Here is a 24,044-nt window from a genome sequence, read left to right on the forward strand (position 1 = left end):
GACGGCTTTTAATTTTTTATTGAGGTTATGTTTTTTACATAAATTGACAAATTATACCGCCCATTAAACCTAATGTTACTATCCAGTAACCAGCATTCACAGCAATGTATTTAAATCCTTTTCTTTCGAATAAGGCATTTATACCCAAAATAGGTAAGGCGATTGTGAATCCAGCAATAACGCCATGCAGTAGTCCATGTTTAAAGGTTCTAAACTCATTTCCATATTCAGCCATAAATGCTGCAGCACTTCCTGTTTTTAATAATTCAGCATTACCACCAACTAAAGAAAACACACCCATTTGATGAATAACAAAACCCATTAATGCTGAAGCTATAAGAATGCTAAAAATATAACTTACGCCAAAAATCACCCCCATTTTACCACTGTTAATTTTTTCTTCGGTCATATCAGCGGCTTTCATCCAAGTATTTCCAAAAGTCTTTGGGTTGTACCATATAAAGCCAATAAGCATAGGAATTAAAGCAGCTACAAATAAAATTAAATAATTCATTTCCATAATATTATATATTTAAAGTTTAACCAAATATATAACAAAAAATATTATTGCTAACGGAAAATATAAAAGACAATACGGATGCCAAATATGATTAAAGCGATTCCAAAGAATTGATATAAGCGTATTAAGAAAATAGGAGTAAGAAATCTTTTAATTTTTTGAGCAAAATAAACCTTAGTAATATCAGTAGAAAAAATACCGATTAAGGATGCCCCTAAAAAAACAAACATAGAAGTTGTAAATCCGTATTCGGTTTCGGCATAACCAATAATTCCAATCCAAACTACAAAAACAAAAGGATTTACAAAATTGATTAAAAAACCTTGAGAAAAGTAAGCTAAATAGTTGGCTTTTGACATTTTAGTAGAAATCTCCTCATCCTTTGCTTTTTTAGCTTCTGGTCTGAATAAAAATTTTAATCCCATACCGATTAATAAGATACTTCCGACAACACCTAGCCAAAATTGATTTTCTGTATTTTTAAAAAAAGGAATAGCGCCTAAAGAGCAAATCAGGATGCAAATTAAATCTCCAATAACAATACCTAATGCAACAGAAAGACCAGCCCAGAAACCTTTTTCTAAGCTACTTTTTAGCAGATAGAAAAATACAGGCCCTAAGAAAATAACAAAGGAAAGTCCTATTAAAAAACCATGTAAAAAGGCTGTCATATAACAAAAGTATAAAATTTAGGATTAACTAATGTTATTAAGTTATGATAAGCAAAAAATTAAATAAATAAACCCTGATGTAACTTTTTTTAATTTGGCAACACTTAACATTAAACAAACAATTAAGAATAAAATTTGAGTAAGTCGAAACAAGATAATTTTTTAGCACTATACGAGCCTATTCATAATAGGTTCGAAAGGTTTTGTAGAGCAAGAGCTTATGGTGATATGGATTATAAAGACTTAATGAATGAAACCCTTTTGGTTGCTTATCAAAAAATGGACAGTTTAAAATCGGAGCATTCTTTTTTATCGTTTTTATTTGGAATAAGTGTTCGTTTATTAGCTAATAATAATCGTAAGCTAAAAGAGTCTTCTTATGAAGATAACCAGCAAGTTTATGGTTTTTTAGATGTGAAAAATCAAACTGAAACTGATGCTGAAGTTTATTTATTACACCAAACTTTAGCGCAGTTACCTAACGAACAACGAGAAGCAATTATATTGTTTGAAATATCAGGCTTTTCTATTAAAGAAATTGCCAAGATAGAGGAAGCAAGCGAATCGGCTATTAAACAACGATTAAAAAGGGGGAGAGAAAAACTAACCGAACTTTTAACTTTTAAAAATAACTACATTAATACCAAGGAGGTGAAAAATGGATGATTCACAACGATTAAACGAGCTTTTTAATCAAGCACGAGTTCAGGAACCTAAAACTAGTTTTAATGAAGCTAAAGCACGATTTAATGCTTCATTAAAAGGAGCAGGTAAGTCTTCATTTATTCAAAAAACTATTCTTAAAGTAAAAACATTTAAAACTCTATTAATTATGATGTTAAGTATTACAACAATAAGTATTAGTTTAATTTATTTATTCAATCCTACAGTCGAAAAAAATGCTACTTTAATTCTTGAAAACGAATTAAATAAAACAAAAAAAGAGGTTGAAACCATTGAAAAAATAGCACCTAAAATAGCAACGGTTGAAGCTGAAAATAATACTGATAAACCACTTATCGACTTAAAGAAAAATGAAGTTGTACTTACCCAAAAAACTGTTGTATTGAAAGAAGAAAATCCAATAGCAGCTCAACAATTAAAGAAAAGCAATGAAACTGAAAATTATATTTTCCCGAATTTAACAAAGCAACAAATAGACGACAATCATAAGCAAAAGAAAAAAATGTTGAAAGAGTTATCAAAGTTTGATAAAAAGAAATATGCTTTTATTCCATCAGGAACATCAACAATAAAAGGTGAGCAATTATCAATACAAGCCTTTTACATGCAAACTACAGAAGTTTCTGTAGTTGAATACCGTACCTTTTTGTTTGATTTATTAATTCAGGATAGAAAAGATGAATTTTTAATTGCTAAACCAGACCAAACGAAATGGATGGAATATGGAGATGCTTTACAACCAATGGAAAAAAATTACTTTTCGAGCGAAGCTTATAATGATTATCCAATGAATAATGTTAGCAAAGAAGGAGTGGGACTATATTGTAAATGGCTAAATCAGGAACAAACAAAAGCATATGGAAAAATAATAAATGATGTTAGATTGCCATCTAAAGAGGAATGGATGTATGCAGCTATTGGAAAAAATGAAAAATCACCTTACCCATGGGGAGGGCCATATTTAAGAAATAGTAAAGGTTGTTTTTTAGCTAATTTTAAACCAGGAGCTACTAAAAATAATAATTGCGAAAGTACCTTAAGCAAATTAGAAGGAACAGCTAATAAAGATAGTCTGTCTAATTATTATAAAACTGCTGACAATATTATTGTTCCTAAAGAAAGTAAAGATTTATACAGTGCTGATGGTGGTTATTTCACGGTAAAAGTAAGTAGCTATAATCCAAACGATTTTGGGTTGTATTGCATGAGTGGAAATGTAGCTGAAATGACAATTAATAATGATAAGAAAATAGTTGCTAAAGGTGGAGGATGGAATAGTGTAGGACAACAATTACAAATTGAAGCTGATAATGATTTTGAAAATGCTGGAGAACCAAGTGCTGAAATTGGATTTAGAGTTGTTATTACTTATTTAGATGATAGAAAGCCTTTAGTTGGTGTGCTAGGGAAAACAACTACTGATAAACCTCCAGGAACAGTGCAAATAAATAATGAGTTGTATTTTGATGCAACCGAAATAAGTAATATTAGTTGGAAAGAATATGTGTTTTGGCAAGCAAATACTTATGGTGAAAATTCGAAAGAACACAAAGATGCTTTACCAGATACAACTGTTTGGGATGGATTAAATAAGGCTTATACAACTCATTATTATAATCATCCTGCATACAATAACTACCCAGTAGTTGGAATTACATACAATCAGGCTGTAGCCTTTTGTAAATGGAGAACAGAACGAGTAAAAGAGCTTTATAAAATAAATAATGAAATAGGTAATGATTTTGAATATAGGCTTCCTACGCAAGCTGAATGGGAAAATATTGCAAAAGCTGGTTATAGTAGTATTAACATTAAAAAAGATGGTGAGAAACAAAAGTTTAATCTGAAAAAAAATAAAGAATACTTTATGGGGGTTGCCAGTAAACTTCCTGAAAACGCAGATGTTACTGCTCCAATAGATTCATATTGGCCAAATGATTATGGTGTTTACAATATTATTGGCAATGTAGCTGAAATGACGCAAGAAGAAGGAGTTGCAAAAGGAGGTTCTTGGATTCATACAGAAGAAGAAGCTAATTTAGAATTAGAAATTTCATATACTAAACCTGAAAGTTGGTTAGGTTTTAGATGTGTTTTTGAAGTAATTAAATAAAATTGTTTCTATGTTTTAAAATCATCTAAATCTCTACGGTCTTTTTTGGTAGGGCGTCCTTTAATTCCTAATAGCTTATTTTGTCGATTTTCGAGCTGAATTAGTTCTAGTTGTTTTAAATCAAATTCTGATGTAGTTTCTATAGCATATTCGTGAACTAATTTAGCACCAAGTCTTGATTTAGGAATATCCAACACTTTAAACGTACGCCAAATGGGAATTACTTTTATTGCAATTTCATCGTTTATATTTACTGCTTTAGATCCTTTTATAATAAATACACCGTTTAATTTTACTTTTTCGTCAGCACAAGATTTAGAAGAAAGTGTACGGGTTTTAAATAGCCGAATTGCCCAAATGTATTTATCAATACGCATAAATCAAATGTAATTAAACCTTAAGAATAGGAACTTATATTATTGTTTAATTATTTCTATTTAACATAATATAAATTATAAGACAAAAGGAGATGATACAGTTTGTAGCTGTATTGTAGTATTATCATACCTTACAGCTTAAACTGGTTGTCTTATAATTAGCCATTATGTGTAAATCCGGTTAATTAAGTTACTTTCACTGTATGAAAAAATCAACTAATGATAAAGCTTTTATATGGTCTATTATATGTTTTGCGGTTATTAGCATCTTATGGATATATTTATTTAATATATCTGGATCAGGTAACTCGACTGAATCTATGCAACAAGAATCAATAACCGCTATAGTTTTTATTTTACCACTTTCTTTAATCTTGGGAATTGCTGGGGTTATTCTTCTAATTAGAAGTTTGATATCGGGTAAGAATACCAAGGCCATTAAAAGTAATCAGAATAAAGTTGCCCCTATAAAAAAAACTGAGGATGCTTCAAGTGGTTTCAAAACATTTATTATCATATTTTTTTTATTTTTTATATGTATGAGTTTATTATATTGCTAATTCTTAATCAGATACACATCCCCTCCTACAAAACTTATTTAACATAACGCTGAGAGCATTATAAGACAAAACGATATTTTTGCTATTATAGGGTATTTAAAGGGAAAACTATAATTATTCTTTTTTACTTGAAGAACTATCTGAAATAATTTTAATTAACTCTTTCAACTCTTCTTTTTCTTTTTCTATGATTGCTTTAGTTTCTTTTATTTTTACAGAGGCATTCTTAACGGTCTCTTTAGCTTTATCAATATTACTTTTATCTTTAATATCAGTATTATTTAAAACTTGTTCGGCTTGTTTTATTTCTTCTTCTTTTTCAGCTATTTCTTTTTCATGTTCTAATATAGAAGCTTCTTTTTCTTGTTTTTTTGATTTTGCATCAATTGATCTCTGCTGGCCAAACTCTTTGCCTGATAGCCCATTTTTATTTTTTCCGTAAGCTTTACCCTTATCTTTATCAATCTTCTCTTGCTTCTCTTTTGTTTTACCTTTTCCTTTTCCCTGAGCAAAAGTTAATGAGCATATTGTAATAAGGAAAATCAGTGATATAATTTTTTTCATAATAATTTGATTAAAGTGAATTCAAATTTACCTATATATAATCTTAATTGCATTATAGCTATAAGTTAATTTTAAGTGTATTATTAAATTTTAACTCCAATTACACAAACATCATCAATTTGTGCTAAAGAGCCTCTCCAAGTTTCAAATGCTTCATCTATGATAGTCTTTTGTTCTTCCATAGTTTTATCCTGAATGCTCAGTAATAAATCTCTAAAAGCTTTTACTTTAAATTTCTTTCCTTTCTCACCACCAAATTGGTCTATATAACCATCTGAGAAGATATACAAGCTGTCTCCTTGCTGTAAATCAAAACTATGCGTTGTATAAGGTTCTGGATTATCAAATTTACCTATTGGCTGTTTGTTAGCTTTAGTTTCTATTATCTCACCATTACGTATAATCCATAAAGGATTGTGTGCTCCAGCATATTGTAGTTTATTTCCTTCAAGACTACATAATGCTATATCCATACCGTCCTTTACATCTTCTTCAGACTTCTCAAACTCTTGAATTACAATATCCCTTGCTTTATCTAGGATTTCCCCAGGATCTGTTAAGCCATATTCTCTAACGGCTCTATTAAGACCATTATTACAAACTACAGAAACCATAGCTCCTGGAACTCCATGCCCTGTACAATCTGCAGCTGCAAACAGTATTTTATTATTTTTATGCTCCATCCAATAAAAATCTCCTGCTACAACATCTTTAGGTTTATAAAAAATAAAAGATTCTTGCAAATATTCTTTTACTAGTTTAGATGATGGTAATATCGCATTTTGAATACGTTTTGCATAAGTTATAGAATCTTTAATTTCTTGGTGAGCCATCTCTACAACTTCTTTTTGTTGTTCAATAACTTTTTTTTGCTTTCTGGTAACTTTTAATCTGTTCATTACAAAAATTGAAAAGATAGCAACCAAACCTAGTAAACAACCTGTAGCATAAGTAATTACTTGTTGTTTTGCTTTAGCTTCTTTTTCTACTTCTAATTGTTTTTCATTGAAAGCATCATCAATTGTCTTTTGTTTTTCATATTCATATTTTGCTTGTTGTTGAATAGTTACTTTTTGATTTTCTTTATTATTGATACTATCACGCATTTGAATATGTAGCTTAAACATGTCTAAAGCTTTCATTCCTTCTCCCTGTTTTTTATAAATATCACTACAAATCTCTGCTGCTGTTTTCAGTTTATCGGGTTGTCCGATTTCTTTAGCAATTTTAAAAGCTTTTAATGCATATTCTTTTGCAATATTTAATTTCCCTTGAGAAAGATAAATTTTACTAATATTAGTTAATGAAGTTACAAGCCCTTTAGAATTTCCTATTTTATTGCTAATTTCTAAGCTTTTCATATTATATTTTAGGCTACTTATAGTATCTTCTTTCCTTAAGTAAATCCTACCAATATTAGTAAGTGATATTGATATACCTGCTTGATGTTCTAATTCCTCTTTAATTTTTAAACTTTTACTATAATAACTCAAAGCCTGATCTATATCTCCTTTTTTCTCATAGGCTGTACCTATATTATTCAAAGCATGTGCTTGACCTTTTAAATCATTGATTTCCGTATAAATTTCTATACTTTTTTGATAATAATCTAAAGCTTGATTTATATTATCTTGATTTATATAAATCATACCTATATTATTGAGAGAGGTAGCTTTTCCCTTTTTATCATTAAGTTTTTCTCTTTTCCTTAAACTTAAATGATAAAACTCTAAAGCTTTTAAAATATCCCCTTGATCTTCATAAATGGCTGCCATATTATTTAAGGCACTTGCAATACCCTTTTGATCTCCGGCTTCAACTAAAAGCTGTAAGCTTTGATTATAATATTCTAAAGCTATTGAAATCTCTCCATGTTTAGAGTATACATAACCAATATTGTTAATTGAACCAGCTAGAGATTTAAGTAAGCTTTTTTTTACTTTTGAGGAATTATTTTTTAATAAAGCTTTCTCTGCGATTAGTTTTGAATTTTCACATAGAGGAATAATGGTATCAAGATTACTTACATATAATATTTCACTTAAACTAAGCCATGCTCCAGCTAATGAAGTATCATGACTATTCTTATTGTATACAATATCATAAAGAGAATCTAATTTATTATTGCTTTTCACACTATAACTTTGAGTAAAGCTCTTTAAGCATGAAAGCATTAATATTATGTAAATAAAGTGTTTGATACAGCTAATATAGTAAATCCAAATGAACTTTTGTTTTGATTATTATAATTGACTATTGGTTAAATTCTAACACCAATAACACAGACATCATCAATTTGTTCTAGATTTCCTTTCCAAGCTTCAAAAGCATCATCAATAATTGCTTTTTGTTTCTCCATAGATTTATACTGAATACTGAGTAATAAATCTCTAAAAGCTTTAGCCTTGAATTTCTTTCCTTTTTCTCCACCAAACTGGTCTACATAACCATCAGAAAAGATGTAGATTGAATCTCCTTGCTCTAAATCAAAACTATGTGTTATATAAGGCTCAGGATTATCAAATCTTCCAATAGGTTGTTTATTAGCTTTAGTTTCTATTATCTCACCATTACGTATAATCCATAAAGGATTGTGTGCTCCTGCATATTGTAGTTTATTTCCTTCTAAGCTACATAATGCTATATCCATCCCATCTTTAATATCTTCTTCGGATTTATCAAACTCCTGAATAACAATCTCTCTTGTTTTATTTAATATCTGTCCAGGGTCTGTTAATCCATATTCTCTAACTGACCTATTTAAACCATTGTTACAAACAACACTTACCATAGCTCCAGGAACTCCATGTCCTGTACAATCTGCTGCTGCGAAAAGTATTTTATTATTGTTATGCTCCATCCAATAAAAATCTCCTGCAACTACATCTTTAGGCTTGTATAGGATAAATGATTCTTTTAGGTATTTTTTAACCAGTTTAGTTGGTGGTAATATAGCATTTTGAATACGCTTAGCATAGGTAATAGAATCCATAATTTCTTGATTCTTTTCTTCTAACTCAGCATGAGCTTCTTCAACAACTACCTTTTGCATTTCAACCTCTTGTTTTTGAGTTTCAATTACCAGTTTTTGTTGTTTGGTAATTCTAAGTCTATTAAATACAAAGATTAAAAAAATAACTACCAAACCTAACCCCCCTGTAGTAGCTAATGTTATTATTTGTTGCTTTTCTTTTTCTTCTTTTTCTATAGCTATGAGTTTAACATGTTCTGCATCATCAACAACTTTTTGTTTTTCATATTCGTATTTTGCTTGTTGTTGTGCTGATGCTTTTTGGGTTTCTTCATTGTTTAAACTATCTCGCATTTGAATATAAAGCTTGTACATTTCTAATGCTTTTAACGCACTCCCTTTTTTCTCATATAATTCACTTAAAATGAAGGCCGAGGCTTTAATTTTTTTAGGGGACCCAATTTCTCTTGCTATTTTTAAACTTTGTGTTATGTAACCTTGTGCATCGTGTAAATTATTTTTAATTAATAAAACCCCTCCAATATTATTCATAGATGTTGCCATTCCTTGCCAATCTCCAATTTCCTCTTTAATTTTTAAACTTTTTTTATAAGTAACTAACGCTTTATCATAATCTTCCCATTTTTTATATACTCCAGCTATATTATTTAAAGAGACAGCTATTCCTTTCCTATCCTTAATCTCCTCTCTTATAACTAAACTCCTTTTAAAATAATCTAACGCTGCAGATAAATTTCCTTGATCATCATAAAAAACCCCAATATTATTAAGACTAACAGCTATCATTTTCTTATTTCCAAATTCTTCTCTAATAGCCAAACTTTGCTGGAAATACTCTAATGCTTTTTCAAAATCTCCTTGACTATTATAAATAAAACCTAAATTATTGAGTGAATATGCAATCCCATTTTTATCGTTTATTTCTTCGTTAATAACTAAGCTTCGGTGGTATGATTTTATTGCTAAAGGTATATCTCCTTGATTTACATAAATATATCCTAGATTAATTAAAGCTACGGCTATTCCTTCCTTATCTTTAATTTTTTCTTTTATAGCTAAGCTTTTCAAAAAATATTTTATAGCTTCAGAAGCACTGCCTTTACTATTATATACAGCTCCAATGTTGTTAAATGAATTTGCTACTACATTCAATAAGTTAAGTGTTTTAGGATTTAACTTGTCAGGTAAAGAAGTTTTTTTAAAAGAATTATAAGAGATTAAAATAGCTTGTTTACACAAATTTATTACAGTATCTTGATTAATAGAGTAAAACAATTCTGACAATTGCAAATATGAAGCTGCTATTGAGGTGTCGGGGCTATTTTTGTTATTTATTACATTGCTTAAACTATCAACAAGATGCTGCTCCTCATTATTAAATTGAGCAATTCCCTTTATTGAGATTAGAAATAATGATATGCAGATTATGTGTTTGATGCAGTTATTTTTTTAAGTGTATTATTAAATCTTAACTCCAATTACACAGACATCATCAATCTGTTCTAAAGAGCCTCTCCAAGTTTCAAACGCTTCATTTATGATAGTTTTTTGTTCTTCCATAGATTTATCCTGAATGCTTAATAATAAGTCTCTAAACGCTTTTACTTTAAATTTCTTTCCTTTCTCACCACCAAATTGGTCTACATACCCATCTGAGAAGATATAGATTGAATCTCCTTGCTCTAAATCAAAACTATGCGTTATATAAGGTTCTGGGTATTCAAATTTACCAATAGGTTGTTTGTTAGCTTTAGTTTCAATTAATTCTCCATTTCGAATAATCCATAACGGATTATGTGCTCCTGCGTATTGTAGTTTTTTTCCTTCTAAAGAGCATAAAGCAATATCCATCCCATCTTTAACATCTTCTTCGGATTTATCAAACTCTTGAATAACAATTTCTCTAGCTTTATCTAGAATTTGTCCTGGGTCTGTAAGACCATGTTCTCTAACCGCTCTATTAAGACCATTATTACAAACAACAGAAACCATAGCTCCTGGAACTCCATGCCCTGTACAATCTGCAGCTGCAAATAATACTTTGCCATTTTTATGTTCCATCCAATAGAAGTCTCCTGCAACAACATCTTTAGGTTTGTACAAGATAAAAGATTCTTGTAAATATTCTTTTACAACTTTGTTAGATGGTAAAATTGCAGATTGAATACGCTTAGCATAAACAATACTATCTTTAATGTCTTGGTGTGCTTCTTCTACAATTTCTTTTTGCTGTTGAATAACTTGTTTTTGCTTTTTAGTTACTTTAAGCCTATTTAAAACAATGATTAAAAAGATTGCTAACAATCCTAAAACAATAGTTATAGCAATACTAATAATTCGTTGCTTTTCTTTTTTCTCTTTCTCTAAAGCTAAATTTTTCTCATATTGAATATCATCTATTTCTTTACTTTTTTCATACTCATATTTGGCTTGTAAGTTTGCGCTAGTTTTCAAAGCACTCAAATTGTTTAAGCTGTCACGCATTTCAATTTCAAGCATATGCATTTCAAAAGCATTTAGCCAGTCCTTTTGTTTTTGAGCAACTTGCCTTAAAATAGATGCAGATTTTTCAATTAATTCAGGAGACCCAATTTTGTTTGACAATTCTAAAGCTTCAAGTCCTTTTTGTTTTGCTCCTAAAATATTATCATCAATAATATTAATTCTACCTAAATTACATAAGCTTAAAACAATACCTTTAGAATAGTCAACTTCTTGGTAAAGTTTAAAGGCTTTTTGGTAGTTTAGTTTAGCTTTTTCTATATCGCCTTGCTCATAATAAAACGTACCAATATTATTATAAGAATAGCCACTTCCTTTTTTATCATCAATTTCAATTCTAATTTCAAGCGCTTTTTGGTAGTAGCTAAGTGAAAGTTCATTCTTTTTCTTCACTTTATATATGTAGCCCATGTTGTTATAGGTAGATGCAATTCCTTTTTTTTCTCCAATAATACTTAATTGCTCCACAGATTTAGAGAAGTATTTAAGAGCCAAGTCTAGGTTGTCTAACGTATTATGAATTACTCCAATATTATTATATGTGGCAGCCATACCAAATTTATCATCTATTTCCTCCTTAATTTTAAGTGATTGATGATAAAACTTTAAAGCTTCTGATACTTTACCTTTTCTATTATTAATAAAACCTAAGTTGTTTAACGCTCCTGCTATACTTATTTTAAGATTTTTTTTTGTTGTTAAAGAATAGTTTTTCTTCAAGGCATCTTCACCAATTTGAACAGCTTTTTTGCATAAAGGAATAATTGTATCTAAATTAGAAATATATAAATATTCACTTAGGTTAACATAAGCTGTTACTAATGATGTATCCAAACTATTAGGATTTGCTATAACAGAATTTAAGCTATCTATTTGGTATTGTTCTTCTTTAGTAAAATTTTGACATACTCCATTAAAAGAGATGAATATTAATAATATGGAGATGAAGCGTATAATATAGCTAATATAATAATTTTAGAGGATATTATACTTACTCTTAATAATTAGACATAAAATACAATAAGTACTTCTAAGATAAAGCTTAAATCTTAAACATAATTAACTGCCTGATATAAAATATCAAAATATTACAACAGTTTATTTAAAGTGAATTTTACTTGTCTTTACAATTACAACCATTAGATACATAATTATCTACTTGGTCATTATAATCAGATGATTTTTCAAAATCATCCTCACATAAAGTTGCATTTGGCAAGTCTTTACATCCTGTACATTCTTTACAATTATTTTTATTGCATGAAATTGTTAGTATACAAACTAATATTGTTGGAATAAATATCTTTAACATAATTTATCATTTTTTATAAATTTAAGTTTCATTATGCTAAGAATGAATCTATATTATTAATCTCATTAATATGTTTTTAAACTATTAATTTAAAAAAACTCAAATACCTTATAAAATAAGTTGTAATAATTCAATTTCTTATATTTTTGTAAACTATCTATAAAAACAACACATTGGGAAAGCTTAAAATATTTTCAAAATTATTACTGGTTCAGTTTAAAACTAGGTTCAAGAAAGCTCAAGTTTATGAAATACCAAGATGTGGTGTTTCTTTTACAAAAATGAGCAAATTGGCTGCTGAAGCTAAAGGAATTAAAATTGTAAAAGACCAGGATACTAAAGCATCTACTTTTAAAGTAACTGCTAAAGCTCCCGAAATTATTTTAGGGTTGGTTTCTCAAATGGGCGAAATTGTTGTGCCTAACATCAATGCTCCTAGTAAAAAAGATCAGAAAAAACTAAGTGAACTAGGTGCTTATATTAAACAATTACAACCACTAATGAAAGACCTTGATCTTTACCAACAAGCTTCTACTTTAATGAAGTAACCCATTAAGATTAGGGCAACTTAGTGTTGAAGTTCAAAATCTGTAGTTTAGTTATTATCGAAGTATCGATAGGTATTATTGTAATGGAGTTATTTTCAGAAATACATTTTTCTTTTGCACAACTTAAATTGACCATGCCTTTTTTAACTCCATTATTTTGTTCAGCAAGGTTAAACCATACAAAATAATGTACTCTGTACTTCTTGCTCCAAAGCATTTTTTGTGCAATTATTAGGCGCTCTACAAAATAATGTACTCTGTACTTCTTGCTCCAAAGCATTTTTTGTGCAATTATTAGGCGCTCTGTTGTTACAATAATTTTACAGTTATTAAATACAGTTGTTTGAGGTCCATTACCGTAAGATTCAACCCTTGTTTTATCTACTTCCAACAATACCTTCTCTTCCATCCCAAGTTGAGCATCCTTCAAATAAAGGACTTTAAATAATTCTAAAATCGACATTTTTTAAAATAATTATATTCTAACTCCTATCACACAAACATCATCAATCTGTTCTATAGCACCTCTCCATTCTTCAAAGGTTTCATCAATAATGGTTTTCTGTTGCTCCATAGTTTTATCTTGAATACCTAGCAGTAACTCTCTAAAAGCTTTAGCTTTAAATTTCTTACCTTTCTCTCCACCAAATTGATCTACGTATCCATCCGAGAAGATATAAATGGTATCTCCTTCTTGCAAATCAAAAATATGGGTTGTATAGGGTTCTGGATTATCAAACTTCCCTATAGGTTGTTTATTTGCTTTGGTTTCGATTATCTCATTGTTCCTAATAATCCATAACGGATTATGAGCCCCTGCATATTGAAGCTTCCATCCACTAAATTCTTGCTTCAAACTACACAAAGCGATATCCATACCATCCTTTACATCTTCTTCCGACTTTTCAAATTCTTGAATTACAATTTCTCTTGTTTTGGTAAGAATTTCACCCGGATCTGTTAATCCATATTCTCTAACACTTCTATTTAAAGCATTGTTACAAACAACACTGACCATAGCTCCCGGAACACCATGTCCAGTGCAATCTGCAGCGGCAAATAAAACTTTTCCATTAGTATGCTCCATCCAGTAAAAATCTCCCGCCACTACATCCTTAGGTTTGTACAAGATAAATGATTCTTCGAGGTATTCTTTTACTAGTTTTACAGGGGGCAAAATTGCCGATTGAATTCGCTTTGCATAAGCTATACTATCGGTTATTTCTCTGTTTTTTTCTTCTACTATTATTTTTTGCTGATAAATAATTTCAGCATCTCTTTTCTTTAAAACATAACTACGAACAATTGCAATAATAAATCCTGCAGCTAGAATTAAGATAACGATTAAAATAAGGGATTGTTTGTTCTTGGTTTCAATTTCTAGCTCTTGCTTGTCTAATTCTACTTGTTTAATTTCAAGTTCGTAGCCATGCCTTTCGTTAGATAATTGAGCCTCTAAATTAGATATATTAGCTGCCGATAATAAAGAAGCTTGCTCTTTATCTAATTCCATGTATTTTTCTAAATGCATTAAAGCCAACTTGTAGTTGGTATTGTTTTTATAAGCTTCAGCTAAAAAGTAATTTATATCCTTTATTTCTTTTTTAGCTTCTAAATCTTCTACAACATTTAAGGCTTCTTTTCCTAATTCTATTGCTTGCTCAATTTTATTGTTTTTTAAATATCCACGAGCTAAATGGATAGTGCTAAAAGCTTTTAATTGAATGTTATCTGTAGGTACAGCATCGTATGCTTTTCTAGCGAAAACAAATGCAGAATCATTATCTTCTTTTACTGTATATGAGTTAGATAATAGTAAATAAAGCCTATTTAATTGAATTGAATCATTTGCTGAAATAATATCCTTTTCAATGGCTTTAAACTTTTTTATCGCTTGCTCTAAATTACCTTTATGTTGTGTTAATTCAGCATCCCCCATTTTTGCCTTAATCAACAACTTTTTCATATCAAATTTAGTGGCATGCTTTATCAATTTTGTAATGTAATCTTCAGCCTTAACAAGGTCGTACTGTATTTGATTAATCCAATAAGCTATAAAGTAAGCATCTCCAATAATTAAAGGGTATAAAATATGATCTTCTTTGTTCTCTAATATTTTTAATATATGAACTAAATAGGTAAATGACTCATCAAAATCAGCTTCTACCGCTACATAAAACCTCATTAATTGATGATTTAAATAAACCTCTTGAGTAAAACTTAAGTTAGGTTTTTGTAACTGCTTTTTAGTGAAGTCAATAAAATCGTTTTTCTCACTTCCATAAAGCGGAGTTTTTAGTACTTCATTTATTAACTCTTTATTCTTTGTCGCACTTGCCTCTTCAATTTTATTAATATTTTTGTTAAATAACTCATTGATTAACGAATCATTTTGGCTAAACCCATTAAAGGAGATTAGAAAGAGAAATATGTAGATTAAGTTTTTGATGTAGCTAAGGTAATAAATTAACTACACTCCCCTACTAACTTATAGCTAGACATTTAATCAAAAAATGACAAATGATTTATGTAAATTAGTAGAATGAGAGTTTGGTATTATATAGGGCGGAAAATTAATCGAAAATTATTATGGAACCAGCGACGTACTTTTGTGTTGCTAATCTTTATGGCTATTGGAATGTTAGCCGTAGTTATTTTATTGCTAAAATTTATTGGTAAATAACTATAAATTAAACTATTATATCATCTTTTATTTTTAATACAAGACTAAGAATTACTTATCAATTCTTTTAATTTGGTAATTAAATTAGTTGTCCTTCTTTTATAAATCTTAGCACTCCAAAAATTAATTTTTTCTCCAGAATATAACTCAATTTTTATAGATGGTAATTCCCAAAATATTTTTGTGAATTTTAACTCAACTTTTTTGATTTGATTTAAATCAATAGATAACCATAATTCTTTTGGTTGACCATACCAAGTAGTTTTCCATATTAATAGTCTTTTATTTGTAAGACTTAAATAGATTTCTAACAATGATCTATCAATTTTTTTTCTTTTAGAATGAGAAGGTATACCTGTTGCTACAAATTTTGCAGATGAAAAAATAGTATTCGCTATAAAAGGAAGTGCTTTATTTAAAGAAGCCTTAGAAGTGTTTAATAGCGTTTCGCCTTCATTTAATATTAAATTAATTTTTTTTGACATAAATATATATTAATGATAATTCAATATATTTAATTAGTAATATAAGTAGTTTTTTAAATAAATTATAATAATTAGATTTGAAATATGGCTATAAGAATATTAATTTTTTTGGTAATTAATTTTGCAGCATTGGGTTTAGGAGGTTTGTTTACTGGTAAAGGTGTTCCCTCTGATTGGTATCAAGAACTAAATAAAGCACCATGGACTCCTCCAGGCTGGGCATTTGGAGCTGCTTGGACTTTAATTATGATCCTTTTTTCTTTTTATATGGCTTATTTATGGAAAGCTGTAGACAATCAAAACTTATTAATTGGAATTTTTATTATTCAATGGTTGCTTAACGTTGGATGGAATCCAACATTCTTTTATTTCCATAATGCAATTCTTGGATTAGTAATTATAATAAGTCTTACTTTAGTTATAACCTATTTTCTTATCAATTACTGGTCTACTATAGAGCTTAAATCCTTACTTATACTCCCCTACTTTATTTGGCTATTAATTGCTACTTCTCTAAATGCTTATGTTGTTTTAAACAATTAATTTTTCAATTCTTTCTATTTGACTTTGTTTATTTACCTCTCTTAATCGTTGTGAGGTTGCAGTAAAAAATTGATGATTACTCAAAAATTTTACTTGAAGTTTATTCCATTCGTTTAAATCTGATAGAATGTTTTGTGCTTTTAATTCTTCAAATAAAGCATTAGAACCTGGAATAAAATCAGCTCTTCCTAAATAATCTAAATCAGAATCGCAGATAATCATTTCTAATAAGTTATTAGGCTCTGGTGGTAATTGAGTTGCCATAATTATTTCACATATGGTATCTATTTGGTTGGGTAAATACCCATATTTTGGCAACCATTCTCTAGCTATTTCTGTACTATAAAACTCATGATTAGGACTTTGTATTACATGACCACTATCATGGAAAAGAGCAGCAGTTTTTAATAATAATAAATGTTCATCAGAAACCCCCTCTCCTATGCCAATTAACTCGGTTTGATTAACTACATCAATAGTGTGACAGTAATTATGATAATGTAAATGTTCTGGTAGTTTCTCTTGTAAAAAATCCAACACTTTTCGTTCAATATCAGTAAACTGACGCATAAGGTATTTTAACATAAAATCCCTATTTGGAATAATACCAACCTTACGGTCTTCTGAATATATTTTTTTAATTCTTTTCAATTTATACAAACCTAAACTACCTCTATATTTAGCTGGTAATTCGGCTACATAATCGCAATTAAAATAACTTTTAATTAACTCATAAGTATAGTCTGAAATATAAATTTCACCCGGTTCGCTCATTGATGCAATTCTTGGCAAAGTATTTATAACCTCTCCTGTTAAGGTATAAGATTTATTGTTTTGCCCTTTTACATTTACAATTCCATTGCCTGAATGAATACCTATTCTTAAGTTCCAAAAGGCCTTGCCTTGTTCTTCATAAGATTGATAAATCGTATTTAAATAATCACTAATCTCTAATGCAATTAGCGCAATGTCAATAGAATTAGTTGAGTTTTTCTCTGCAATTCCACCAGCACAAACATAATAATCACCAATTACTTTAACTCTTTCTGCTTTATGTTTTTGGGCAATTTCATTGAATTTAATATAAATTTCATCCAATTTGTCGTATAGCGATTCTGATGATGATGCATCATCAATAATATCTTTATGCCCTTGAATTTCGATAAATAAAGCTGTAATTCCTTTTACCTTAAAGTTATTCTCGTCTTCATTCTTTTTTCCTTTTTTAAGTTGCTTTTCTAGTTCATTAACAGATACAGTTAATTCATCATTTTTAAGAATTAGGGATTTAATTTGTTCATTTAACCTTTGATTGGTTTTTATTAAATCATTGTTTTTCGATATGAGATCTTGAATTTCAGACATATTTCAAATTTAATAAACTTATACCGAACAATTTCATTATATGAAGTTGTTTTAAAGAGCTTTACTAGAAGTAATAGGATGTTTTTTATTATACATCTCTTGCTTTATTAAGTTTGTAAACAAACACTTTCAAACTTTAACCTATTTATATAGATTGATTAGTAATAACACTATAAAAACAAGTATGGCTTATACAATTTAGTTGAAATAAACTATTTAAAACACTTTTTCAAATGCCAATCGTTCAGCACCACTTGTTAAGATAATAACTCCACAATACTTGTACCCCATTTTCTTCAATAATCCCTGCATTCCTATATTGTCTTTATGGGTATCAATTCGCATACTAGTTATTCTTTGTTCGATTAATTTTTTTTCACAATAATCAAATACAAATCTTGCAAATCCAGATTTTCTATAATCATCACTAACTGCTAGTCGATGAATTACACCATATTTTGTGTTACCTTCTGTCAACCACTTACCTTCTATTTTATTGTAAGTTGGTTCTAATGTAGTAGTAAAAACAGTTGTGCCTATTATTTTTTCAGCTTCATCAATCACAATATAACTGTCATTATTTTCAATATCAAGTTTTATTTGTTCTTCACTAGGGTACCCATCTTGCCATTGATCAATATTTAAGCTAGCTAAATGCTTCTGAGCATCATCGATAATTGACATGATGGCCTCTAAGTGAGCTAAAGTAGATTTCTGCATTTTCATGTATCAAAAATAATAAATCAAGACAATGCTTTAACTTTAAAATAAAGGTTGTTACTATTATAAAGGATATATACGATTATAGTAATTAAAAACACTAGTTTTACCGACCATAAAAAAATTGCGATGAAACGTATTACTGAATATAAAAAATTATTTCAAGTTGAAGGAGCTATAGAGTTAGCTGAAATAAAGAAAACCTATAGAAATTTAGTAAAGGAATGGCATCCTGACAAGTTTCAGGAAGGGGATGAAAAAGCAATTGAAGCTGAAACAAAAAGTCGTCAAATTATTGATGGTTACCATTTTTTAATAAGCATTGCTCCTGAAACTATTGCTAGTAATTTAGATTCATACAACACAACACTATCCACTTCTGGTATTGCTGACTTTAAACTTAAAGGTCAAGTTTTGGAGGTTTCTTTTTTAGATGGAACTACATATGAGTATTTTGGTATCTCAAAAAATCTTTACACCAAGCTAATAAATTCTGATAAGCAATTTAGATTTGCTAAAAGAAACATTTTTAATTCGTTTGTTTATAGAAAATCGAAAAAAGACAATGAATTAGTCTAGAAAACTATTTTAAATCAATTTGTTTTAAACTTTCAATTCTATTTCGATGCAGGAAAGCATCTATAGTTTCAAAATGTTCTATAACACGTTGATCTTTAAATTCAAACACTTTTTCTGACAATCCTTTAAGGAAATCTCTATCGTGCGAAACTAATATTAACGTACCATCAAAAGCTTTTAATGCTTCTTTTAGTACATCCTTCGATTTTAAATCTAAATGATTTGTAGGCTCATCAAGTATTAACAAGTTAACTGGTTCTAATAATAATTTAACCATTGCCAACCTTGTTTTTTCACCGCCCGATAGCACACTTACTTTTTTATCAATATCATCACCTCCAAACATAAAACCACCTAATATGTTTTTTATTTGTGTTCTTATATCTCCTTCTGCAATTTGATCTATTGTTTGAAATATAGTTAAATCAGGATCTAATAAAGATGCTTGGTTTTGAGCAAAATAACCAACCTTAACATTATAACCCAACTCACATTTTCCATCATAATCTATCTCCCCTAATATGGCTTTAATCATTGTTGATTTTCCTTCACCGTTTCGCCCTACAAACGAAACTTTTTCTCCTCTAGAAATAGAAAAATTGGCATCATTAAAAACTACATGATCTTCATATTTTTTAGATAATCCTTCAACTTTTACTGGATAATCACCAGATCTTATTGAAGGAGGAAATCTTAATCTTAAAGCTGAAGTATCTATTTCATCAACCTTTATAATCTCCAATTTCTCCAGCATCCTTTCTCTAGAGTTTACTTGATTAGTTTTTGAGTAGGTTCCTTTAAAACGCTCAATAAAAGCCATGTTTTCAGCAATCATTTTTTGCTGTTCTTCGTAAGCTTTAATTTGATGAGCTCTTCTATCTTCTCTCAATTGTAAATAATGGCTATAATTTGCTTTATAATCATAAATTCTACCCATTGTTACTTCAATTGTTCTATTAGTTATATTATCTATAAATGCTCTATCGTGAGAGATTACAATTACAGCTTTTGCTTTATTAATTAAAAATTGTTCAAGCCATATAACTGATTCAATATCAATATGGTTAGTTGGCTCATCTAAAAGTATTAAGTCAGGTTTTTGAAGAAGTATTTTTGCTAATTCAATTCTCATTCTCCAACCCCCACTAAATTCTTTAGTTTGTCTTTGAAAATCTTCACGTTTAAAACCTAATCCTTGTAAAGCTTTTTCAACTTCAGCATCGTAATTTATATCTTCAATGGCATAATACTTTTCTCCTAAGTCACTTACTTTTTCAATAAGCGACATATATTCATCAGACTCATAATCGGTTCTGGTTTCAAGTTGCTTGTTCAATTCATCCATCTCGTCGCGCATTTTAAAAATGTGCTTAAAGGCTTTGGAAGCTTCCTCAAAAACAGTACAATTATCCTCTGTTAATAAATGCTGAGGCAAATAAGCAATTACTGCATCTTTTGGACAATTTACTTTACCTTTTGTAGGGGTTTGTTCTCCAGCAATAATTTTCATCATTGTAGATTTTCCAGCACCATTCTTACCCATTAAGGCAATTTTATCTGTTTCATTTACAACAAAAGAAACATCTTTAAATAAAGTATCTCCACTAAATTCTACGCATAGCCCGTCAACTGAAATCATATTTTATATTTTAAAGAAAAATTAATCTAAAGCTCTTTTTGTAACATAAAGTCTCCATCCAAAAATAGCAAGTTGAATTTTAGATGCTTTACTTAAATCAAGACGTTGTTTAGTAAAACTAGGCAGCAAAGCTTTGTTTAGTTTTGCTAATAGCTTAAAAAATGAACTTTTCATAGATATTATTTTGCCTTTTCAGGTCTGTTGATTGTTCAATTTTGCGAATTTAGAGATATTCTTAGATATACTATCTAAAATTTGAACAAGAAGTTTTTTTGTTAACTTCGTTTATATTCAAACTCACATTATGAAATTTATTTTAACGTCTACCCTATTATTTTTAACGTTATCGTTACTTAGTCAAGCTCAAGATGAAAACTTTTATTTAGCAGACAGTAAAATTAGCTGGAGTAAAGCTTATAAAACAGATAAAACTAAAGAGCAAGTGTTTAAATATTTTGAAGATTCTGAATTGTTTAACGAATTCAAAATAATAAACGATCAAATTTTTGCAGTTTTAAAACCACATGCTACAAACCCTAAAATTACGGGTGTTGCTGGAGTTCATAAAATTGTGAACGATAACGATTTTAAAGGAGATGTTTCAATTGTTTATCTAGCTAAAGAAAAAGAATACGTAGTTACTTTTGAGAAATTAAAGTTTGTAGGAAGAGGTAATTATTTTAAGAAAAAAGAAGAACAATTATTTGAAGATCATTTCTTACAAAAAGATATTAGTGAATATCGATTATACTTTTTGAAGAAACCAAAAACGGTTTACAATCAAACTTTTGATAAAATATTTATCATAAAATAAAAAAGACGCACTCAATTGTGCGTCTTTTTTATTACTAACTAAAAGTTAAGTTTAATTAACCATTACCTTTCCAACTTTAGTTTTTGTTTTAACTAGGTAAATACCTTTACCCCATGTTGCAATATTAATTTGATATTGTTGACTTATAGATTTTGAAGTATAAACTTTTGTTCCTAATAAATTGTATATTTCAAATTCAGTATCTTCGTTATTTTCAAAAACAATATTTAAAATATCATTTGTTGGATTAGGGTATATTTCAAAATCATTTTTCATAACTTCATTTTCAATTATCCCTATCGGATTATTGTTATTAAAAGAACTAAAGGTTGGATTCATTTGTGTAAAAGGACCTGTTCCATTTGGAAATCGACCATAAGTTACGTCAGTTGTTTGAGTTGAGAATGAAATTTCATCTATCACATTCCCAGTAGCATCAGATAAATAAAGAGATTCTCCACTCCCCGATAATTTAAAATTAGCATGTAATCCTGTTTGTAAAGTGTCTTTATCAGCCCAAACAATTAGATAATCATTTGCACTAATTACTGTTCCTGTAGGGAAAGTCCATTGTGTCAAATTAGATGCATCATCTGATAAATAATAACCACTAATATCAATACTTGATGTTGTATTGTTAAAAAACTCAATCCAATCATCAAACTCTCCATTATCATCTGCATGAATTGTAGCATTTGAAGCGGATAATTCATTTATTACAACATCAGAACCTACCGCTAAAGTATAAAATTCAAACTCAGCTCTTTCTGGAGAAAACATTCCTGCTTGACTATTTTCTGCATAAATATAGTATTCAACTTCTGACGCTCCAATTGTAATATCTGCTCCAAAAACACCATCACCAGCAGCACCATCATTGTGAGCTCCATCATCAAACATTTCTACCTTTTGAAAAACATCAGGATTTGTTAATCTGTATCCTAAATAAACATAAGTTGGCGTATTATTAACTTCTGCAGTAATTGTTATTGTTGAATTTCCATTTACTGTAGCTGGTGTAGTTATGTTTGAGATTGTTGGTGCAACATAATTGTATGTCGTTAATCCTTGTAAATAGCTTTTTCTCCCATCTAAAATTTGAGAAATACCATATTTAGCATTTGGCCCTGTTCCAACAGCCGAAGTAAGATTTGTATTAAAGTAAGAATAACTATAAAATGGAGATGGTTCATTTTGAACATCAACATCAATCAATGCTTGCAGTGCTTGCCCATCTGTAAAATAGTTGTTAGTTGTTATGTTTTCTTCAACTATAGTCTTAACATGCGCAACATACATTTTTTTGTAAGATGGATTATCAAGAATAGCTTTTACTAGTGGGAATTGAGTATCACCATCTCTTAAAAACATATCCATTTGAGTTAAAGAAGTAACACCTCCTCCTCCAGGACCAACTCCGCTAGAAATCATTGTAAATCCACCTATGCTTTCATTTAAATCCCAAATTATTGGAAGCATTCTATCGTTATCATCTTTTATTAAGTAATAGTTTTGTTGAAATGCACCAATATAACTATCTAAGTTTACCATTACATTATCAAAAGCTAACATCCAAATTGCTCGATCTAAATCAAGAAAGGATTCTAAATTTGAAGTATTATTTAGTAGGTTATTAGTAAAAGTTGGCATTTCAGCCCAACCAAAATCAGATTTTAATTCATAGCTATCATAATACAAACTACTATCTGTTCCTAAATATTCTAATGTAGGTAATGTTGTCACACCTGGTCCTGCCCCTGCTGGAGGATTACATTTAAAACGAGTATTATTTTTACCTGCATGTACATATCTTTTTTGATAATCACTGTTAATAGATTCTGAACTACTATAAACACCATAATAAGTTCCATTTATTGTAACTGTAGCAAAATTGGACAAAGGCATATCCATATATTGTCTTCCTATCTTATATGATAAGACTTCTCTAACATAAGATGGATCTTTACCTATATTGGACAATTTTAATGTTGTAAATCCATCATAATCTTGTTTAATGGTATATTCTAAATCAATATTTAGAGGGTTTTTAAAATTTGATGAACTATAAGTACTGTTTCCCTTATATTTTACACCTACACTGTCAAACGTAATTCCATTTATAATTGCTGTTGCTAATAGTCGTTCACCAAGATCATTATTGTAATAAGTATCTAAAGTTGAATTCCAATTTGCATCCCAAAAAGTTAATTCAATTGAAGTTACATTATCTAGATCATATAAATCTTGTGCTTTTAAATTGGAAGAAATTGATATTAAGCCAATCAACAGTCCCTTTAACAAAGTTTTTTTCATAATTATTTTTATTTATAATTATTTAGACGACACAAAAAACTATATCCTTCTTTATAATTA

The 24,044-nt window shown here is 29.2% G+C and carries 23 protein-coding genes; 7 read left to right on the forward strand and 16 right to left on the reverse strand.

Going from position 1 to position 24,044, the window contains the following annotated elements; all coding sequences use genetic code 11:
* Nucleotides 1-34: 34 nt before the first annotated feature.
* Nucleotides 35-514 carry a DUF1761 domain-containing protein gene (locus FRY74_RS04495; protein WP_317132191.1) on the reverse strand — a complete coding sequence of 160 codons (480 nt, stop codon included), beginning with the start codon at nucleotides 512-514 and terminating at the stop codon, nucleotides 35-37.
* 56 nt (nucleotides 515-570) lie between these two features.
* Complete coding sequence (locus tag FRY74_RS04500) at nucleotides 571-1,191, reverse strand: LysE family translocator (RefSeq protein WP_147099058.1); 621 nt, start codon at nucleotides 1,189-1,191, stop codon at nucleotides 571-573.
* A 135-nt stretch (nucleotides 1,192-1,326) separates the two neighbouring features.
* Between FRY74_RS04500 and FRY74_RS04505 the strand changes: the two genes are divergently transcribed.
* Together FRY74_RS04505 and FRY74_RS04510 are read left to right on the forward strand one after the other, a co-directional pair.
* The gene (locus tag FRY74_RS04505) at nucleotides 1,327-1,857 is read left to right on the forward strand and encodes an RNA polymerase sigma factor (protein ID WP_147099060.1); all 531 of its coding nucleotides are present in this window, start codon (nucleotides 1,327-1,329) and stop codon (nucleotides 1,855-1,857) included.
* Nucleotides 1,850-3,988: an SUMF1/EgtB/PvdO family nonheme iron enzyme gene (locus tag FRY74_RS04510; RefSeq protein WP_147099062.1), complete on the forward strand. Its 2,139-nt coding sequence runs from the start codon at nucleotides 1,850-1,852 to the stop codon at nucleotides 3,986-3,988. Before FRY74_RS04505 ends, FRY74_RS04510 begins: the two co-directional genes overlap by 8 nt.
* Nucleotides 3,989-3,996: 8 nt before the next feature.
* On the opposite strand, the gene FRY74_RS04515 is transcribed toward FRY74_RS04510, so the two are convergent.
* Nucleotides 3,997-4,365: an RNA-binding S4 domain-containing protein gene (locus FRY74_RS04515; protein WP_147099064.1), complete on the reverse strand. Its 369-nt coding sequence runs from the start codon at nucleotides 4,363-4,365 to the stop codon at nucleotides 3,997-3,999.
* 203 nt (nucleotides 4,366-4,568) lie between these two features.
* Between FRY74_RS04515 and FRY74_RS04520 the strand changes: the two genes are divergently transcribed.
* The gene (locus FRY74_RS04520) at nucleotides 4,569-4,925 is read left to right on the forward strand and encodes a hypothetical protein (RefSeq protein WP_147099066.1); all 357 of its coding nucleotides are present in this window, start codon (nucleotides 4,569-4,571) and stop codon (nucleotides 4,923-4,925) included.
* Between the two features lie 114 nt (nucleotides 4,926-5,039).
* On the opposite strand, the gene FRY74_RS04525 is transcribed toward FRY74_RS04520, so the two are convergent.
* The 5 genes from FRY74_RS04525 to FRY74_RS04545 all read right to left on the reverse strand — a co-directional run bounded on the left by FRY74_RS04525 (nucleotide 5,040) and on the right by FRY74_RS04545 (nucleotide 12,295).
* On the reverse strand, nucleotides 5,040-5,489 hold the full coding sequence (locus tag FRY74_RS04525; RefSeq protein WP_147099068.1) for a hypothetical protein: 450 nt from the start codon (nucleotides 5,487-5,489) through the stop codon (nucleotides 5,040-5,042).
* A gap of 83 nt (nucleotides 5,490-5,572) precedes the next feature.
* Entirely contained in the window at nucleotides 5,573-7,624 is a 2,052-nt protein-coding gene (locus tag FRY74_RS04530; protein ID WP_170227947.1) for a tetratricopeptide repeat protein, read from the reverse strand.
* A gap of 125 nt (nucleotides 7,625-7,749) precedes the next feature.
* Nucleotides 7,750-9,765, reverse strand: coding sequence for a tetratricopeptide repeat protein (locus FRY74_RS04535; protein WP_147099072.1), 2,016 nt, complete (start codon nucleotides 9,763-9,765; stop codon nucleotides 7,750-7,752).
* Nucleotides 9,766-9,942: 177 nt separating this feature from the next.
* Nucleotides 9,943-11,817 (reverse strand): tetratricopeptide repeat protein, encoded by a 1,875-nt coding sequence (locus FRY74_RS04540; RefSeq protein WP_147099074.1) that lies wholly within the window; start codon nucleotides 11,815-11,817, stop codon nucleotides 9,943-9,945.
* Nucleotides 11,818-12,097: 280 nt separating this feature from the next.
* A complete protein-coding gene (locus tag FRY74_RS04545) occupies nucleotides 12,098-12,295 on the reverse strand; it encodes a hypothetical protein (RefSeq protein WP_147099076.1) in 198 nt (65 codons plus the stop codon).
* Between the two features lie 173 nt (nucleotides 12,296-12,468).
* Between FRY74_RS04545 and FRY74_RS04550 the strand changes: the two genes are divergently transcribed.
* Nucleotides 12,469-12,843: a hypothetical protein gene (locus tag FRY74_RS04550; RefSeq protein WP_147099078.1), complete on the forward strand. Its 375-nt coding sequence runs from the start codon at nucleotides 12,469-12,471 to the stop codon at nucleotides 12,841-12,843.
* 10 nt (nucleotides 12,844-12,853) lie between these two features.
* Here FRY74_RS04550 and FRY74_RS04555 read toward each other — a convergent pair whose 3' ends face one another.
* From FRY74_RS04555 to FRY74_RS04565, 3 genes are all read right to left on the reverse strand, one after another.
* Nucleotides 12,854-13,306: a hypothetical protein gene (locus FRY74_RS04555; RefSeq protein ID WP_147099080.1), complete on the reverse strand. Its 453-nt coding sequence runs from the start codon at nucleotides 13,304-13,306 to the stop codon at nucleotides 12,854-12,856.
* Nucleotides 13,307-13,318: 12 nt separating this feature from the next.
* Nucleotides 13,319-15,028 (reverse strand): SpoIIE family protein phosphatase, encoded by a 1,710-nt coding sequence (locus tag FRY74_RS04560; protein ID WP_147099082.1) that lies wholly within the window; start codon nucleotides 15,026-15,028, stop codon nucleotides 13,319-13,321.
* A gap of 542 nt (nucleotides 15,029-15,570) precedes the next feature.
* Nucleotides 15,571-16,011, reverse strand: a complete 441-nt coding sequence (locus FRY74_RS04565) for a hypothetical protein (RefSeq protein WP_147099084.1) — start codon at nucleotides 16,009-16,011, stop codon at nucleotides 15,571-15,573.
* An 84-nt stretch (nucleotides 16,012-16,095) separates the two neighbouring features.
* Between FRY74_RS04565 and FRY74_RS04570 the strand changes: the two genes are divergently transcribed.
* Nucleotides 16,096-16,554 (forward strand): TspO/MBR family protein, encoded by a 459-nt coding sequence (locus FRY74_RS04570; protein ID WP_147099086.1) that lies wholly within the window; start codon nucleotides 16,096-16,098, stop codon nucleotides 16,552-16,554.
* Here the strand turns inward: FRY74_RS04570 and FRY74_RS04575 are convergent.
* A complete protein-coding gene (locus tag FRY74_RS04575; RefSeq protein WP_147099088.1) occupies nucleotides 16,543-17,919 on the reverse strand; it encodes an adenylate/guanylate cyclase domain-containing protein in 1,377 nt (458 codons plus the stop codon). The genes FRY74_RS04570 and FRY74_RS04575 overlap by 12 nt on opposite strands.
* A 216-nt stretch (nucleotides 17,920-18,135) precedes the next feature.
* Entirely contained in the window at nucleotides 18,136-18,639 is a 504-nt protein-coding gene (locus FRY74_RS04580) for a GNAT family N-acetyltransferase (RefSeq protein ID WP_223265824.1), read from the reverse strand.
* Nucleotides 18,640-18,768: 129 nt separating this feature from the next.
* On the opposite strand from FRY74_RS04580, the gene FRY74_RS04585 reads away from it, so the two are divergent.
* The gene (locus FRY74_RS04585) at nucleotides 18,769-19,218 is read left to right on the forward strand and encodes a KTSC domain-containing protein (protein WP_147099091.1); all 450 of its coding nucleotides are present in this window, start codon (nucleotides 18,769-18,771) and stop codon (nucleotides 19,216-19,218) included.
* Between the two features lie 4 nt (nucleotides 19,219-19,222).
* Here the strand turns inward: FRY74_RS04585 and FRY74_RS04590 are convergent, their stop codons facing one another.
* Both FRY74_RS04590 and FRY74_RS04595 read right to left on the reverse strand, forming a co-directional pair.
* On the reverse strand, nucleotides 19,223-20,857 hold the full coding sequence (locus FRY74_RS04590; protein WP_147099092.1) for an ABC-F family ATP-binding cassette domain-containing protein: 1,635 nt from the start codon (nucleotides 20,855-20,857) through the stop codon (nucleotides 19,223-19,225).
* A 21-nt stretch (nucleotides 20,858-20,878) separates the two neighbouring features.
* A complete protein-coding gene (locus tag FRY74_RS04595; protein WP_147099093.1) occupies nucleotides 20,879-21,031 on the reverse strand; it encodes an SsrA-binding protein in 153 nt (50 codons plus the stop codon).
* A 130-nt stretch (nucleotides 21,032-21,161) separates the two neighbouring features.
* Here FRY74_RS04595 and FRY74_RS04600 point away from each other — a divergent pair, with 130 nt between their 5' ends.
* Nucleotides 21,162-21,671 carry a hypothetical protein gene (locus tag FRY74_RS04600; protein WP_147099095.1) on the forward strand — a complete coding sequence of 170 codons (510 nt, stop codon included), beginning with the start codon at nucleotides 21,162-21,164 and terminating at the stop codon, nucleotides 21,669-21,671.
* Nucleotides 21,672-21,722: 51 nt separating this feature from the next.
* Here the strand turns inward: FRY74_RS04600 and FRY74_RS04605 are convergent, their stop codons facing one another.
* Entirely contained in the window at nucleotides 21,723-23,984 is a 2,262-nt protein-coding gene (locus FRY74_RS04605; RefSeq protein ID WP_147099096.1) for a CotH kinase family protein, read from the reverse strand.
* Nucleotides 23,985-24,044 lie beyond the last annotated feature (60 nt).

It is taken from the genome of Vicingus serpentipes (assembly GCF_007993035.1).
GTDB classification, from domain to species: Bacteria; Bacteroidota; Bacteroidia; order Flavobacteriales_E; family Vicingaceae; genus Vicingus; species Vicingus serpentipes.

Excerpts from the sequence above, each read along its gene's own strand:
- FRY74_RS04495 (WP_317132191.1), bottom strand. The coding sequence starts at position 514 with ATGAATTATTTAATTTTATTTGTAGCTGCTTTAATTCCTATGCTTATT.
- FRY74_RS04500 (WP_147099058.1), bottom strand. The coding sequence starts at position 1,191 with ATGACAGCCTTTTTACATGGTTTTTTAATAGGACTTTCCTTTGTTATT.
- FRY74_RS04510 (WP_147099062.1), top strand. The coding sequence starts at position 1,850 with ATGGATGATTCACAACGATTAAACGAGCTTTTTAATCAAGCACGAGTT.
- FRY74_RS04515 (WP_147099064.1), bottom strand. The coding sequence starts at position 4,365 with ATGCGTATTGATAAATACATTTGGGCAATTCGGCTATTTAAAACCCGT.
- FRY74_RS04520 (WP_147099066.1), top strand. The coding sequence starts at position 4,569 with ATGAAAAAATCAACTAATGATAAAGCTTTTATATGGTCTATTATATGT.
- FRY74_RS04525 (WP_147099068.1), bottom strand. The coding sequence starts at position 5,489 with ATGAAAAAAATTATATCACTGATTTTCCTTATTACAATATGCTCATTA.
- FRY74_RS04545 (WP_147099076.1), bottom strand. The coding sequence starts at position 12,295 with ATGTTAAAGATATTTATTCCAACAATATTAGTTTGTATACTAACAATT.
- FRY74_RS04555 (WP_147099080.1), bottom strand. The coding sequence starts at position 13,306 with ATGTCGATTTTAGAATTATTTAAAGTCCTTTATTTGAAGGATGCTCAA.
- FRY74_RS04560 (WP_147099082.1), bottom strand. The coding sequence starts at position 15,028 with ATGAGGTTTTATGTAGCGGTAGAAGCTGATTTTGATGAGTCATTTACC.
- FRY74_RS04565 (WP_147099084.1), bottom strand. The coding sequence starts at position 16,011 with ATGTCAAAAAAAATTAATTTAATATTAAATGAAGGCGAAACGCTATTA.
- FRY74_RS04570 (WP_147099086.1), top strand. The coding sequence starts at position 16,096 with ATGGCTATAAGAATATTAATTTTTTTGGTAATTAATTTTGCAGCATTG.
- FRY74_RS04575 (WP_147099088.1), bottom strand. The coding sequence starts at position 17,919 with ATGTCTGAAATTCAAGATCTCATATCGAAAAACAATGATTTAATAAAA.
- FRY74_RS04580 (WP_223265824.1), bottom strand. The coding sequence starts at position 18,639 with ATGCAGAAATCTACTTTAGCTCACTTAGAGGCCATCATGTCAATTATC.
- FRY74_RS04585 (WP_147099091.1), top strand. The coding sequence starts at position 18,769 with ATGAAACGTATTACTGAATATAAAAAATTATTTCAAGTTGAAGGAGCT.
- FRY74_RS04590 (WP_147099092.1), bottom strand. The coding sequence starts at position 20,857 with ATGATTTCAGTTGACGGGCTATGCGTAGAATTTAGTGGAGATACTTTA.
- FRY74_RS04595 (WP_147099093.1), bottom strand. The coding sequence starts at position 21,031 with ATGAAAAGTTCATTTTTTAAGCTATTAGCAAAACTAAACAAAGCTTTG.
- FRY74_RS04600 (WP_147099095.1), top strand. The coding sequence starts at position 21,162 with ATGAAATTTATTTTAACGTCTACCCTATTATTTTTAACGTTATCGTTA.
- FRY74_RS04605 (WP_147099096.1), bottom strand. The coding sequence starts at position 23,984 with ATGAAAAAAACTTTGTTAAAGGGACTGTTGATTGGCTTAATATCAATT.